At 54.0% G+C, this 13939-nt stretch carries 11 protein-coding genes and 4 tRNA genes; 13 read left to right on the top strand and 2 right to left on the bottom strand.

The genetic code is table 11. The features are described 5' to 3' along the window. Positions 1-21 precede the first annotated feature (21 nt). The 13 genes from wecB to KXR87_RS14800 all read left to right on the top strand — a co-directional run bounded on the left by wecB (position 22) and on the right by KXR87_RS14800 (position 10834). Positions 22-1152 (top strand): non-hydrolyzing UDP-N-acetylglucosamine 2-epimerase, encoded by a 1131-nt coding sequence (gene wecB / locus KXR87_RS14860; protein WP_437433011.1) that lies wholly within the window; start codon positions 22-24, stop codon positions 1150-1152. Next, the gene (gene wecC, locus KXR87_RS14855; protein WP_437433010.1) at positions 1149-2411 is read left to right on the top strand and encodes a UDP-N-acetyl-D-mannosamine dehydrogenase; all 1263 of its coding nucleotides are present in this window, start codon (positions 1149-1151) and stop codon (positions 2409-2411) included. The genes wecB and wecC overlap by 4 nt, the downstream gene beginning before the upstream one ends. Before the next feature lie 9 nt (positions 2412-2420). Further along, complete coding sequence (gene rffC / locus KXR87_RS14850; protein ID WP_437433009.1) at positions 2421-3098, top strand: dTDP-4-amino-4,6-dideoxy-D-galactose acyltransferase; 678 nt, start codon at positions 2421-2423, stop codon at positions 3096-3098. Positions 3099-3102: 4 nt separating this feature from the next. Beyond that, positions 3103-4233, top strand: coding sequence for a dTDP-4-amino-4,6-dideoxygalactose transaminase (gene rffA / locus KXR87_RS14845; RefSeq protein WP_437433008.1), 1131 nt, complete (start codon positions 3103-3105; stop codon positions 4231-4233). A 1-nt stretch (position 4234) separates the two neighbouring features. Next, positions 4235-5485, top strand: a complete 1251-nt coding sequence (wzxE, locus tag KXR87_RS14840; RefSeq protein ID WP_437433007.1) for a lipid III flippase WzxE — start codon at positions 4235-4237, stop codon at positions 5483-5485. Next, positions 5482-6561 carry a TDP-N-acetylfucosamine:lipid II N-acetylfucosaminyltransferase gene (locus KXR87_RS14835; RefSeq protein WP_437433006.1) on the top strand — a complete coding sequence of 360 codons (1080 nt, stop codon included), beginning with the start codon at positions 5482-5484 and terminating at the stop codon, positions 6559-6561. Before wzxE ends, KXR87_RS14835 begins: the two co-directional genes overlap by 4 nt. Beyond that, positions 6558-7898, top strand: coding sequence for an ECA oligosaccharide polymerase (gene wzyE / locus KXR87_RS14830; protein ID WP_437433005.1), 1341 nt, complete (start codon positions 6558-6560; stop codon positions 7896-7898). Before KXR87_RS14835 ends, wzyE begins: the two co-directional genes overlap by 4 nt. Positions 7899-7910: 12 nt before the next feature. Beyond that, positions 7911-8651 carry a lipopolysaccharide N-acetylmannosaminouronosyltransferase gene (wecG, locus tag KXR87_RS14825; protein ID WP_437433004.1) on the top strand — a complete coding sequence of 247 codons (741 nt, stop codon included), beginning with the start codon at positions 7911-7913 and terminating at the stop codon, positions 8649-8651. A 231-nt stretch (positions 8652-8882) separates the two neighbouring features. Then, on the top strand, positions 8883-10268 hold the full coding sequence (gene thrP / locus KXR87_RS14820; RefSeq protein ID WP_437433003.1) for a bifunctional threonine/serine APC transporter ThrP: 1386 nt from the start codon (positions 8883-8885) through the stop codon (positions 10266-10268). 102 nt (positions 10269-10370) lie between these two features. After that, positions 10371-10447: transfer RNA gene (locus KXR87_RS14815), tRNA-Arg, on the top strand. 68 nt (positions 10448-10515) lie between these two features. Next, positions 10516-10591, top strand: a tRNA-His gene (locus KXR87_RS14810). Between the two features lie 43 nt (positions 10592-10634). Continuing rightward, positions 10635-10720: transfer RNA gene (locus KXR87_RS14805), tRNA-Leu, on the top strand. A gap of 37 nt (positions 10721-10757) precedes the next feature. Further along, a tRNA-Pro gene (locus KXR87_RS14800) sits at positions 10758-10834 on the top strand. A gap of 521 nt (positions 10835-11355) precedes the next feature. Here KXR87_RS14800 and KXR87_RS14795 read toward each other — a convergent pair. Both KXR87_RS14795 and hemY read right to left on the bottom strand, forming a co-directional pair. Next, complete coding sequence (locus KXR87_RS14795) at positions 11356-12564, bottom strand: MFS transporter (RefSeq protein ID WP_437433002.1); 1209 nt, start codon at positions 12562-12564, stop codon at positions 11356-11358. Positions 12565-12740: 176 nt separating this feature from the next. After that, positions 12741-13937 carry a protoheme IX biogenesis protein HemY gene (gene hemY, locus KXR87_RS14790; protein ID WP_437433001.1) on the bottom strand — a complete coding sequence of 399 codons (1197 nt, stop codon included), beginning with the start codon at positions 13935-13937 and terminating at the stop codon, positions 12741-12743. Between the last annotated feature and the right edge of the window lie 2 nt (positions 13938-13939).

Genomic DNA, 13939 nt, shown 5'->3' with positions numbered 1-13939 from the left:
ACCTAATCGAAGAGAAACGTTGTGAAAGTACTCACCGTATTTGGCACACGCCCGGAAGCCATTAAAATGGCACCACTGGTTCATGCGCTGGCAAAGGATCCTGATTTCGACGCAAGGGTATGCGTCACTGCGCAGCATCGGGAGATGCTCGATCAGGTATTACATCTCTTTTCTATCGTACCGGACTATGATCTGAACATTATGCAGCCCGGTCAGGGACTGACAGAAATTACCTGTCGTATCCTGGAAGGGCTGAAGCCTATCCTGGAGTCCTTCCGCCCGGATGTGGTGCTGGTGCATGGCGATACCACCACAACGGTCGCCGCAAGCCTGGCTGCCTTTTATCAGCGTATTCCGGTTGGCCATGTCGAAGCAGGATTGCGCACTGGTGACCTGTCGTCACCCTGGCCTGAGGAGGCCAATCGCACACTGACGGGCCACCTCGCACTCTATCACTTCGCCCCCACGGAAAATTCGCGCAGTAATCTGCTACGTGAAAACATCGCTGATAAACATATTTATGTCACCGGCAATACCGTAATTGATGCGCTTTTCTGGGTGCGTGACAGCATTCTGAATAACCCCTCCATAGAGGAGGAGCTGGCGGCACGTTACCCCTTCCTCGATCGGAACAAGAAGCTGATTCTGGTCACCGGACACCGTCGCGAAAGCTTTGGTCGTGGCTTTGAAGAGATTTGCCATGCGCTGGCCGAGATTGCCGCACATCACAATGATGTACAAATCGTCTATCCGGTTCACCTCAATCCCAACGTCAGCGAGCCGGTAAAGCGCATTCTCGGACATGTGGACAACATCACGCTCATTGAGCCGCAAGACTATCTGCCCTTCCTGTGGCTGATGAACCATGCCTGGCTTATCCTCACCGATTCCGGTGGGATTCAGGAGGAGGCGCCTTCACTGGGCAAACCCGTGCTGGTGATGCGCGACACCACTGAACGTCCGGAAGCTGTAGATGCCGGTACCGTCAGGCTGGTGGGAACAAACTGCCAGCGCATTGTTGAAGAGGTATCACGCCTACTGAATGACAGCGACGCCTGGCAAATCATGAGTCGCGCCCACAATCCCTATGGAGACGGGCAGGCCTGTGGTCGAATTTTGCACGCACTGAAAAATAATCGGGTAACACTATGAGCTTCACAACCATTTCCGTCATTGGCCTTGGCTATATTGGACTGCCAACCGCAGCGGCTTTTGCTTCCCGGCAAAAACAGGTCGTGGGGATCGACATTAACGCCCACGCTGTAGAGACCATCAATCAGGGCAAAATCCACATTGTTGAACCGGATCTGGACAACGTGGTGAAAACCGCCGTTGAGGGTGGCTGGTTGCGCGCCAGCACCACGCCCGTTGAGGCTGATGCATATTTGATTGCCGTGCCTACTCCTTTTAAAGGCGAGCATGAGCCTGACATGAAATATGTCGAAACGGCGGCGAAATCTATCGCACCGGTGCTTAAAAAAGGGGCGCTGGTTATTCTGGAGTCCACTTCACCGGTGGGCGCCACCGAACAGATGGCCGAATGGCTGGCGCAAGCCCGCCCGGATCTGACCTTTCCGCAGCAGGTGGGTGAAGAGGCTGATATCAATATCGCCTACTGCCCGGAGCGCGTACTGCCCGGCCAGGTGATGGTTGAGCTTATCAAAAACGACCGCGTAATAGGTGGGATGACGCCGGTCTGCTCGGCACGCGCGAGCGAGCTATACAACATCTTCCTTGAAGGCGAATGTGTGGTTACCAACTCCCGCACCGCCGAAATGTGCAAACTGACAGAAAACAGCTTCCGTGATGTGAACATCGCCTTTGCTAATGAGCTGTCGCTGATTTGCGCCGATCAGGGGATCAACGTCTGGGAGCTGGTGCGCCTCGCGAACCGCCATCCACGTGTGAATATTTTGCAGCCAGGGCCAGGGGTCGGTGGGCACTGTATTGCCGTTGACCCGTGGTTTATCGTGGCGCAAAACCCGCAGCAGGCGCGTCTGATTCGTACCGCGCGTGAAGTGAATGACAGCAAACCCCACTGGGTGCTCAGTCAGGTAAAAGCGACGGTTGCTGATTGCCTCGCCGCCACGGACAAGCGCGCCAGCGATATAAAAATTGCCTGTTTTGGCCTGGCCTTTAAGCCCAATATTGACGATCTGCGGGAAAGTCCGGCGATGGAAATTGCCCACAGTATTGCTCAATGGCATAGCGGCGAAACGCTGGTTGTTGAGCCGAATATTCACCAGTTGCCAGCGCGCATGGCAGGCCTTGGCGTGCTGGTGGAGCTGGACGAGGCGCTGACCAGAGCCGATGTGCTTGTCATGCTGGTCGATCACAAAGAATTTAAAGCCATTGCGGCAGACAGCGTCAGGCAAGGCTACATTGTCGATACTAAAGGCGTCTGGCGCTAAGGCACAGTTATGGCGATACACGGCACTCTTGAAGAACTGGCATGGGAAAGTGCCTTTTTTGGCCTTCGTAGCGCCATTCTGCGCTTGCAGGACGACGCGCCCGCGCTGGCCCTGACCAGTTTAGACGACTGGGCCCGCGTACAGGTTAAAATCCCGGCGCCACACGTTCATCAACTGGATGCTTTGCAGCAGGCAGGATTTAAGCTGGTCGAAGGTGAGGCTGATTTTGCCCTCACGGTGCCGGTAAAAGGTACCGACCCGCAGGCGCACACTGCCGTAGACGCTGACATAGCGCCGCTGCGTCAGATGGCGGCAAATCTGTTCAGCCAGAGCCGTTTTCGCGCGCCCTGGTACCCTCCTGAAGCCAGCGGACGCTTCTATGCACAATGGATCGAGAACGCCGTAAAAGGCGTGTATGACCATGAATGCCTGCTGTTTCGAACCGCAAACGGCGAGGTTTCTGCTTTTGTTTCCCTGCGCCAGCTCAACGACCATGAGGCCAGAATTGGCTTACTGGGCGGGTATGGGGCAGGGGAAAAACTGATGCTGGCGGCATGCCATTGGGCACGCCAGCGACAGCTCACAACACTTCGCGTGGCGACGCAGATAGGTAATCTTGCCGCCATCAAACGTTACACTCGCAGCGGTGCGATAATGGAAAGCACCGCTTACTGGTTATACAGGTGACTCTATGATCCCTTTTAATGCACCTCCGGTAGTAGGAACGGAACTCGACTATATGCAGTCGGCGATGGGTAGCGGCAAACTCTGTGGCGACGGTGGGTTTACCCGTCGCTGCCAGCAGTGGATGGAACAACGGTTCCGTAGCCCAAAAGTGCTGCTGACGCCTTCCTGTACGGCCTCGCTGGAGATGGCAGCGCTGCTGCTGGATATTCAGCCGGGTGATGAAGTGATCATGCCAAGCTATACCTTCGTGTCGACCGCCAATGCGTTTGTACTTCGCGGCGCGAAAATCGTCTTTGTGGATATTCGCCCGGATACGCTGAACATCGATGAAACTCGCATTGAAGCCGCCATCACTGAAAATACCCGCGCCATTGTGCCAGTGCACTACGCAGGTGTGGCCAGTGAAATGGACACCATTATGGCCATTGCCAAGCGGCACAATCTGTTTGTGGTGGAGGATGCCGCACAGGGCGTGATGTCCACTTACAAAGGGCGGGCGTTAGGCACTATTGGCCATATCGGCTGCTTTAGTTTCCACGAGACAAAGAACTACACCGCGGGTGGTGAAGGCGGTGCGACGCTTATCAACGATCGCGCGTTGGTCGAACGGGCGGAAATCATCCGTGAAAAAGGGACTAACCGCAGTCAGTTCTTCCGTGGGCAGGTGGATAAATACACCTGGCGGGATATTGGTTCCAGCTACCTGATGGCCGACTTACAAGCGGCATATTTATGGGCTCAGCTGGAAGCGGCGGATCGTATCAATCAGCAGCGTCTCGCTTTGTGGCAGACCTATTTTGATGCGCTCACCCCGCTGGCACGCGCCGGACGCATCGCGCTGCCCTCCATTCCGAAAGAGTGTGAGCACAATGCGCATATGTTTTATATCAAGCTGCGCGATCAGGATGACCGCAGCAAACTGATCGATTTCCTAAAAGAGGCCGAGATTCTGTCGGTATTCCATTACATCCCCCTCCATGCCTCTCCGGCTGGTGAGAAGTTCGGTGAATTCCACGGCGAAGATTTGCACACCACCGAAGAGAGTGAGCGTTTGCTTCGCCTGCCTCTCTTTTACAATCTGGCACCTGTTAACCAGCGTACCGTGATTAATACGTTGCTGAGCTATTTCAACTAACATGTCGCTGGCAAAAGCATCTGTCTGGACTGCCGCAAGCACCCTGGTCAAAATCGGCGCCGGGTTACTGGTGGTCAAACTGCTGGCTCTGGCGTATGGGCCGGCGGGTGTCGGGCAAGCAGGAAACTTTCGCCAGTTGGTGACGGTCCTGGGCGTACTTGCCGGAGCGGGTATTTTTAATGGTGTAACGAAATTCGTTGCGCAGTATCACGATGATTTACCGCGTTTACGCGATGTCGTGGGTACCTCTTCGGCGATGGTGCTGGGTTTCTCAACGCTGATGGCGCTGGTTTTCCTGGCTGGCGCTGCCCCCATCAGCCAGGGGCTGTTTGGTCATCAGGATTATCAAGGGCTGGTGCGTCTGGTGGCGCTGGTGCAGATGGGGATTGCCTGGGCGAATCTGCTTCTGGCCGTGATGAAAGGCTTTCGCGATGCGTCAGGCAATGCCCTTTCACTGATTACTGGCAGCGTTATCGGGGTCATCGCCTGGTATGTTTGCTACAAGCTCGGTGGTTATCAGGGGGCGCTGCTTGGCATGGCGCTGGTGCCCGCGCTGGTGGTTGTACCGGCGCTGTTTATGCTCATTCGCCGCCGCCATGTTCCGCTCGCCTGTTTTCGCCCACGGTGGGACAACGGCCTTGCCGGACAACTCAGTAAATTCACGCTGATGGCGCTTATTACCTCAGCCACCTTACCCCTGGCCTATGTATTAATGCGAAATCAACTTGCCGCCCATTACAGCTGGGATGACGTGGGTATATGGCAGGGGGTGAGCAGTATCTCCGATGCTTATCTACAATTTATTACCGCCTCGTTTAGCGTCTATTTGCTGCCGACATTGTCGAGACTCACGGCAAAGCAGGAGATCACTCGCGAGATTGTAAAGTCGCTAAAATTTGTGCTGCCTGCGGTAGCCGCCGCGAGCTTCGGTGTCTGGTTATTACGGGATTTCGCCATCTGGCTTCTGTTCTCTGACAAGTTTATCGCTATGCGTGATCTGTTCGCCTGGCAACTGGTCGGGGATGTACTGAAAGTGGGCGCTTACGTTTTTGGCTATCTGGTCATCGCGAAAGCCTCACTACGCTTTTATGTCCTGGCGGAATTGTGCCAGTTCGCGTTGTTGACGGCCTTTTCCCGTATGCTGATCCCGTCGCATGGTGCGGTGGGCGCAGCACAGGCCTACATGGCAACCTACATTATCTATTTCGCCCTCTGTTGTGGCGTGTTTTTACTCTGGCGTAGACGGCAATGACTGCACTCATACACGTACTGGGATCGGATATCCCACACCATAATCACACTGTGCTGCGATTCTTTAACGATAATCTCGCGGCCTCGGGCGAGCACGCCCGTGAGTTTATGCTGGTCGGTCAGGATGAAGGGATGCGTTCAACCTATGGCGCTTTAACGCTGCATTTTTTTGGTTCCAAACAGGCCCTCGCGCAGGCAGTCGTTGCGAAGGCGAAGGCTAACCGCCAGCAACGTTTCTTCTTTCATGGGCAATTTAATACCGGGATTTGGCTTGCCCTGCTGCGTGGGGCGATAAAATCTTCCCAGTTCTACTGGCATGCCTGGGGGGCCGATCTCTATGAAGTTTCCCGTAGCCTGAAATTCCGCCTGTTTTACCCGCTACGCCGCATGGCGCAAGGACGTATCGGGGCAATTTTTGCTACCCGGGGCGATTTGGCCTGGTTTGCCAGAATGCACCCCTCCGTGCGTGGGGAGCTACTCTATTTTCCAACGAGAATGGACCCCGCACTGAATACGCTGGCTTATGAGATTAAGCGTGAAGGCAAACTGACGCTATTGGTGGGTAACTCCGGCGATCCCAGTAATGAACATATCGCTGCCCTGAAAGCCATTCATCGCCAGTTTGGGGACAGCGTGAATGTGATTGTTCCGATGGGCTACCCGGCAAATAACGAACGCTATATTGAGCAGGTCCGCCAGGCAGGGCTGGGGCTCTTTCATCCGGACAACTTACGTGTTTTAGACCAGAAGATGGACTTTGACGATTATCTGGCATTGCTCAGCCAGTGTGATTTGGGTTATTTCATCTTTGCGCGTCAGCAGGGCATAGGCACCCTGTGTTTACTGATTCAGGCGGGTATTCCCTGCGTGCTCAATCGAAAAAACCCGTTCTGGCGGGATATGGCGGAAGAGGGGGTGCCGGTGCTGTTTACTGATGATACCCTCAATGAAAATATTATCCGTGAAGCGCAGCGTCAGCTACTCGCCGTGGATAAAGATGCTATCACGTTCTTCAGCCCGAATTACCTTGGCCCGTGGCATCAGGCATTGCGTATTGCCTCAGGGGAGACGCGATGAGCCCACTTGAGTTTTGCGGACTGCTAATTCTTTGGCTGGTAGCATCGCTGTTTATCGCCGCGCTGACCTGGTTCGAATTTCGCCGGGTGCGGTTCAATTTCAACGTATTCTTCTCGTTGCTCTTTTTGCTGACCTTCTTCTTGGGTTTCCCGCTCACGAGCATACTGGTCTTCCGTTTTGATGTCGGAGTGGCTCCACCAGGCATCATGATGCAATCGTTGCTGGCAGCAACCTGCTTCTATGGCATTTATTATGTGACCTATAAAACGCGACTGCGTGCCGCCTCGCAGACGCGCCCCTCACGGCCTTTGTTTACGGTAAACCGGGTAGAGGCGCACCTCATTTGCGCCATGCTGCTGGCGATAGCACTGGTCAGCGTAGGCATTTTCTTCATGCATAACGGCTTTTTGCTGTTTCGCCTGCACTCTTATAGCCAGATCTTTTCCAGTGAAGTCTCCGGAGTTGCGCTTAAGCGCTTCTTCTACTTCTTTATACCCGCCATGCTGGTTATCTATTTTTTACGTCAGGATGCGCGCGCGTGGCTGCTTTTCCTGGTCAGTACCGTCGCCTTTGGTTTGCTGACCTACATGATCGTAGGGGGAACGCGCGCCAATATCATCATTGCCTTCGCTATCTTCCTGTTCATTGGCATTATTCGCGGCTGGATCTCGTTGTGGATGCTGGCGGCGGCTGGCGTCATGGGAATAGTCGGCATGTTCTGGCTGGCGCTTAAACGCTATGGGCTGAATGTGAGTGGCGATGAGGCTTTTTATACTTTCCTCTACCTGACCCGCGACACCTTCTCCCCCTGGGAAAATTTGTCATTGCTGCTGCAAAACTACGACAAAATTGAGTTCCAGGGGCTGGCCCCCATTGTGCGTGATTTTTATGTATTTATTCCCACCTGGCTCTGGCCGTCGCGACCAGGCATCGTACTCAATGCGGCAAACTACTTTACGTGGGAAGTGTTGAACAACCACTCGGGTCTGGCGATATCCCCGACGCTGATTGGCTCGCTGGTGGTCATGGGTGGCGTGTGGTTTATCCCCCTTGGCGGCGTGGTGGTGGGGCTTATCATCAAATGGTTTGACTGGCTCTATACGCTGGGTAATCGGGAAACAAACCGCTACAAGGCTGCGATTTTGCACAGTTTCTGCTTCGGTGCCATTTTCAATATGATTGTCCTTGCGCGTGAGGGGCTGGATGCATTCACGTCACGGGTCGTCTTCTTCCTTATTGTTTTTGGCGCCTGTGTGATGATGGCGAAACTGCTTTACTGGCTCTTTGATGTTGCCGGGCTTATTCATAAGCGCGGCGTCCCTTTGTCTCAGGTCTGATTAAGGATGCGAATGACTGACAATACTGCTGCTCCGGTGTATGAGCTGCGCGGACTGAAGCTTATTGGCTGGCGCGATATGCAGCACGCACTGGATTATTTATATGCCAGGGGGGCGCTCAAAGAGGGAACGCTGGTCGCCATTAATGCCGAAAAAATGTTGACGATTGATGATGATCCCCGGATTCGTGCGTTGATTGAGCACGCAGAGTTCAAGTACGCGGACGGCATTAGCGTGGTACGGTCCATTCGAAAAAAATACCCGCAAGCGGATGTCGAACGTGTCGCCGGGGCTGATTTATGGGAAGCCCTGATGGAAAAAGCCGGGCGTGAAGGTACCCCCGTATTTCTGCTGGGTGGGAAGCCGGAGGTATTAGCACAGACGGCTGAAAAGCTGCACCGGCAATGGCAGGTTAATATTGTGGGCAGTCAGGACGGCTATTTTCGCCCTGACGACCGCGAGGCCTTATTCGAGCGCATCCGCGACAGCGGGGCCAGGATCGTGACGGTAGCGATGGGCTCTCCACGGCAGGAGATTCTGATGCGTGATTGCCGTGTCGTTCATCCACACGCGTTGTATATGGGAGTAGGAGGCACCTACGATGTCTTTACCGGGCACGTAAAACGCGCCCCTGAGGTATGGCAGCGGATGGGCCTCGAGTGGCTATATCGTCTTCTCTCTCAGCCAAGTCGCATCACACGGCAGTTACGATTGCTGCGTTATCTCTCCTGGCACTACCGGGGTAATTTATAATTTCCTGCCGTCGCGCCGCCCTGGCGCGACGGATCCGCTGTTTTATTGCGCGAAACATAGAATTTTTTTACGCATCGTTTGCCATTTCTCTTAATTTAATAAACCATTCGCACACTCAATGCATTGTGGCGTTATCGTTCGCACATTAAACGCCGGGATCGGTGCATTGCTGCACGTTACTCTCATAAAAACAACCCGCCAGGCGGGAAACGCAAACACAACAGAGGTTATATGGCCGAAAACAAACCCGAGCTCCAGCGCGGCCTGGAGTCTCGTCACATTGAATTAATTGCCCTTGGCGGCACTATCGGGGTCGGGCTCTTTATGGGTGCTGCGAGCACCCTGAAGTGGGCGGGCCCTTCCGTCTTACTGGCGTATATCATCGCCGGGCTATTCGTATTCTTCATTATGCGTTCTATGGGCGAAATGCTGTTCGTCGAACCGGTCGCAGGCTCCTTCGCCGTGTATGCGCATCGCTACATGAGCCCCTTCTTTGGTTATCTCACCGCATGGTCCTACTGGTTTATGTGGATGGCGGTAGGGATTTCCGAAATCACTGCCATCGGCGTTTACGTCCAGTTCTGGTTCCCTGAGATGGCGCAGTGGATACCGGCGCTGATTGCCGTCGGGCTGGTGGCAATGGCTAACCTTGCGGCAGTTCGCCTGTACGGTGAGATTGAGTTCTGGTTTGCGATGATCAAAGTCACCACCATCATTGTGATGATTGTGGTGGGGCTGGGCGTTATTTTCTTCGGCTTCGGCAATGGCGGCCACTCTATTGGTTTCGGCAACCTTACCCAGCATGGCGGTTTCTTTGCCGGCGGCTGGAAAGGCTTCCTGACGGCGCTGTGTATTGTTGTGGCGTCTTACCAGGGGGTGGAACTGATTGGCATTACCGCAGGTGAAGCGAAAAATCCGCAGGTCACGCTACGCAGTGCGGTCAGTAAGGTGCTCTGGCGCATCCTGATTTTCTATGTGGGTGCCATCTTCGTGATTGTGACGATTTTCCCGTGGAATGAAATTGGTACTAACGGAAGCCCATTTGTGCTGACCTTCGCTAAGATTGGCATTACTGCGGCGGCAGGGATCATTAACTTCGTGGTACTGACTGCAGCGCTCTCCGGCTGTAACAGCGGTATGTACAGCTGCGGGCGCATGCTCTACGCGCTGGCTAAAAACCGTCAGTTGCCGGCCTCGGTGGCGAAAGTGTCAAAAAGCGGTGTACCGGTAGCGGGGGTGAGCATCTCTATTGTGATCCTGCTGATTGGTTCCTGCCTGAACTACATCATTCCTAATCCACAACGTGTATTCGTCTATGTTTACAGTGCGAGTGTGCTGCCGGGTATGGTGCCGTGGTTTGTGATTCTGGTCAGCCAGCTGCGCTTCCGTATTGCCCACAAACAGGCGATCGCCAGCCATCCATTCCGATCTATTCTCTTCCCGTGGGCCAACTACGCCACGATGGCGTTTTTAGTGTGCGTACTGATCGGCATGGCGTTCAATGAAGATACGCGTATGTCACTGTTTGTCGGCATCCTCTTTATGGCTGTCGTGAGCGTGGTTTATAAGCTTTTGGGCTTTGGTCGCCGTGTTGAAAGCCCTGAAGTGGGGGAATAATCACCAAAATGCGCAAAGCATAACCAAACGCGCATTTTATTTAAAAAGGCACTAGACAGAGGGGGGGGAAGTCCGTATTATCCACCCCCGCAACGGCGCTAAGCGCCCGTAGCTCAGCTGGATAGAGCGCTGCCCTCCGGAGGCAGAGGTCTCAGGTTCGAATCCTGTCGGGCGCACCATTTAACCCGGTGCTTGATGAGCTGCGGTGGACTGTAAAAGACAGGGCCGCGTGAAAGAATTTGTAGTGGTGGCTATAGCTCAGTTGGTAGAGCCCTGGATTGTGATTCCAGTTGTCGTGGGTTCGAGTCCCATTAGCCACCCCATTAATTTGAAGTAAAAGTTTAGTTGTAAAAAGTTTCGTGGAATGCGAAGGTGGCGGAATTGGTAGACGCGCTAGCTTCAGGTGTTAGTGTCCTTAGGATGTGGGGGTTCGAGTCCCCCCCCTCGCACCACAACTTTGATTAAACAAAAAGTCAAAAAGCAGTACATCGGCGAGTAGCGCAGCTTGGTAGCGCAACTGGTTTGGGACCAGTGGGTCGGAGGTTCGAATCCTCTCTCGCCGACCAATTTTGAACCCCGCTTCGGCGGGGTTTTTTGTTTTCATATCCTGCGCTTTTCCTGCCTGTTGCCTGCCGACAACAAGTCGCTCCTTTTACTGTCGCCATCCGGTGACGTTTAATACGTTGATTTATAAACTCTCATTTATCTTGCCTGCGGCTTGTCTCCTCCGGACGACAAACTGGCTACGGCCAGAGGGAAGCCGATCCCTTGCTTTACCTTCTCACCGGCTGAATTACCTGCATTCCTAAAAGGTTGCGTTCTAAAGGTTTTGCTAATGCGAACCTGGCATACTATGTGCAATAATATAAGCGTAGATGCTCATTCCACCTCTTATGCTCGCCTTCGGGCCTCATAAACTCAGGAATGATGCAGAGCCGTTTACGGTGCTTATCGTCCACTGACAGATGTCGCTTCGGCCTCATCAGACACCATGGACACAACGTTGAGTGAAGCACCCATTTATGTTGTCATAAAGACCTGTTTTAACGCCTGCTTTTTAGCAGGCGTTTTTTTATGGTTTTTTGAATCAGGCCCGGTAGCGATGCAACACCAGCACGGCGATAAGCAGCATGCTGAAGGAGACACTATAGAGCGCCAGTGTGGCGCCCCACTCCTGGGCCAGCACGGCGGCTATTGCTGTCACCACGGTTGCGGTTGCCGTCTGCCAGCGCCACGCTCGGGCGCTGGCCCAGGCGACCCGCTCCGTTGTAAAACCGGCAAGTAAACTAAAGGTGCCTGCTGCAAACAGGACATTCGATGCCAGATGGGCGATAAAAATCAGCCCTGCCGCGAAAAGCGCCTTGTCTGAACTGAACGGCAACATACCGTAGGCCCCCAGAAATACCCCAAGGTTCATCAGCAAAAGGCGATTCCGGCGTGCATAAACGGGAAGTTTCTCGCCATTGAGTAATAGCGGTCCACACAGCTGACCCAGACTACGGGCGAAGAGCAGAGGCAACGCGATGCCGGTTGCTTCCTCAGGACGTATCTGTTGCACCAGCGCCGGCATTAAGGCCATTGCTGGTGAGCCTACAGCAGCCAGCACGGGAAGTATCAGCAGGCTGCGTTTTTGTATTCGGCTGAGTAAAGACCAGGCTAACGGCGGTGCCGCTTGAGGCGCGTCATCTTCTGAATGTCGGCCGTGGTAAGCAAGATACGTCAGAACGAGTAAGGTGATGGCAACCATAAAACTTAACGCATCAATACTCAGCAGCAGCAGCGGATCGACCCGCCCATACAGCATCACGCCAAGGCCCGTGCCGAGCAGGACCTGAGCCGCAAATATCACATTCTCCAGCGCCGTCGCTGCCGGAAGCTCCTGAGGAGATAAACCGCGCTTGAATATCAGCGTCAGCGCAGGCCATGCCATGCCAGCCAGTAATGCCTCCACCGACTGAACCATCAGTAACGCCGTTATGCTGTGCTGTAGCAGACCCACCAGAGGAAGCGACAGCGCGAGCAGTCCCAGCGTTTCGGAAAAGACCAGAACCCGAACAGGCGAGTAGCGACGGCAAAGCTTTTCCCCCAGATGACTGCCCACAAGGCCAGGTAACGTCGCCAGTATATAAGCGAGCGTTAGCGTTGATGCCGACGCGCCCCAGTCCAGTAGCAGGCCAAAAACCAGCACCTGTGTTAATCCGTTGCCAAGAGACGATAAAACAAATGCGCCAAGCAGCAGACGCAGCCAGTGATGCGCACGTAATGCACGCGCAAGTGCGAATAACAGGATATTCATGATGTGGATTTCCCTAAACGAGTCATGCCCTACAGCGAAAAGCTGCATATAAAAAAAATGGGTAACTCAGGGAAATCGTTACATTGGCGGGAGCGATCCGTTTTTAAAGACCAAAAAACTGTAGCACAGAAACGCGACGTTAACAGTTAAAAACGGGGCCATATGGCCCCGTAGATTCAGGAAGGTGGATTGTTCTGCAGCGTCAGCAACAAGCCGTCACGACGCATGGTGGCAGCCTCTTCGGGCTGATGGAGTCGGTCAAGACAATCTGCCAGCCAGGCATAGTCAAACGCATCCGGACGCTGTTTTATCGCCGCGCGAAACGCCAGGCAGGCTTCTTTCCATTCGCCATGTTTCATCAACGATTGTCCCAGCGTACTCCACAACAGCGGCCGGTCGCCCTGGGTCTTAATGTGTTGACGAAGCACCTTTTCAACCTGCTCGGGGTTGTTGGTTTTCAGGCGTGGAATAACCATCACCAGCCGCTCTTCATAGTGACGTTTAAGGCCATCAAGAATAATTTCCTGCGCGGTATCGTGATCGTTACATTCAATCAGATGCTCGGCCATTGCCACTTGTAACAGTGGCTGATGGCGAGTTTTACGGCTCTGGTTTTTCCACCAGGTTTTCAGCCCTTCGCTGCCCTGATCGGCTCGCGCCTGATCCATCAGGCCAATCCACGCCTGCTGCTGGAGGGCATCACGCTGGGCTTCATCGCCAACATTGGCTTTCGTCATGGACGGAATGATATCCAGCAACGAACTCCATGCCCCGGTACGAATATAGGCTTGTTCAGCAAGGCGCAAGACTTCAGGATGGCGAGGCGTAATTTCCAGCAGCTTATCGACGCCATGTCGTGCGGCGTGATTTTCATTGCGCGCGAGCTGCAAACGTACGCGGGTGATCTCGACCGGGATAAGATCGTGACCGGCCAGCTCAGTGGCACGTTCCAGATGCTGATTGGCACGGATCTCATCGCCACGCTGCTGGGCTGCTTCGGCAGCCAGCAGGTAGTTCACCACCGGTTGTTCAGCGTGATCGGCGTTCTTCGCCATAAGCTTCTCAACCTGCTGGTAATCACCTTCGGCCAGTTTCAGCAATGCCTGTTCCGTCTGTTTACGGGCGCGACGGCGCTTACGACCCACGAACCAGCCGCGCGTGTGCGCCCCGGTACGGAAAATCCGCCGTAACAGCCACTCAATAGCAAACAACACCACAAGGGCAAGAATCAGAATGATGACAAGGCCGGTAACACTGGTTTCAATATTGTAATTATCCGTCTGGATAAGCACATAACCCTGGTGACCCGCGATCATCGGGCCAACTACAATACCCGCCAGTAACAGTGCAAAGAGCAATAATACTTTCAGCATGA

This window comes from Yokenella regensburgei, assembly GCF_051486985.1.
In the GTDB taxonomy this organism is placed as follows: domain Bacteria; phylum Pseudomonadota; class Gammaproteobacteria; order Enterobacterales; family Enterobacteriaceae; genus CBFFRJ01.
This window is presented reverse-complemented; position numbering and strand designations above follow the sequence as displayed.